We start from the raw sequence: 883 nt of genomic DNA on the forward strand, positions 1-883 counted from the left end.
GCTCATATGGTGTGTCGCTAACTGTTAGTGCCTCGTAAGGTTTTACTTGAATCTGTTTCTTAGCCTCAGCGACAGCCTTCTGTGCTGCCCTGTTTGCCTTATCTATTTCTTTCTGTCTCTGACCTGCTTGGATAAATGACCCGACCCCTGATAGAGCCTGTACTCCTAAGCCGATTGCCGCTAATGTTAGTCCCATGTGTATATTCTTTGATTACACACAAAGATAGTAAATTTAAGGGAAAGATTTCATCACCTCACTCTCTACCGCAAATAATTCGCTAGCTCCCGTCACCGTATCAGGCAATGTAATCGTAAACTCACAGTAGTGACCAAGGATACCATGTGACTCTGCAACCTGATTTTTTACAAACATAAAGTAGTCAGTAGCCCCCGGAGGTATAGCCCCTCCCGTGGTGTTAACAATAATTTGATTAACATTATTTGGCAAATCAATATTCACAGCCGTTACTGTACCACATAGCGTTGGTGTTGAGCTTGGTGCTACAGGAGCCGCAATAAAATACAGCTTGTCTCCAATGCTTAGTATGCTACCGATTGATGTTGTCAGTGGGAAGTTTATCTCTACCGCTGCAGGTGCTGCAGAGTCTACGCTGCTGCTTACTGCGATACCATTCAATGAACGTAGAACATACTCATCCGTAGCCGCAGGTGTCGCCCCTGAGTTTCTCATGAAAGCAAACCATGACCCCTCCTTCTTCTCAAACCATGAGTAATCAATAGTCCCTGTGGTCTGAATGTTTGAGGAGAATGTTCCACTCCATGCGTCATCTGACTCAAGGTTGATGGTCTTGAACAGCTTATTCTCAAGAGGTGAATCATTAAATATACTCGTTATCTGTGAGCTATACTGCGTGTCATAATA

The 883-nt window shown here is 43.9% G+C and carries 2 protein-coding genes; both read right to left on the reverse strand.

Features of this window, described 5'->3' with window-relative positions:
• On the reverse strand, window positions 1-196 hold a 196-nt coding region (locus GY843_RS10180; RefSeq protein WP_297309178.1), incomplete at its 3' end, for a hypothetical protein.
• Window positions 197-232: 36 nt separating this feature from the next.
• Window positions 233-883, reverse strand: a 651-nt coding sequence (locus tag GY843_RS10185; RefSeq protein WP_297309180.1) for a hypothetical protein, incomplete at its 5' end; no start/stop codon positions are given.

This window comes from Neptuniibacter sp., assembly GCF_024231755.1.
Taxonomy (GTDB): Bacteria; Pseudomonadota; Gammaproteobacteria; order Pseudomonadales; family Balneatricaceae; genus Neptuniibacter.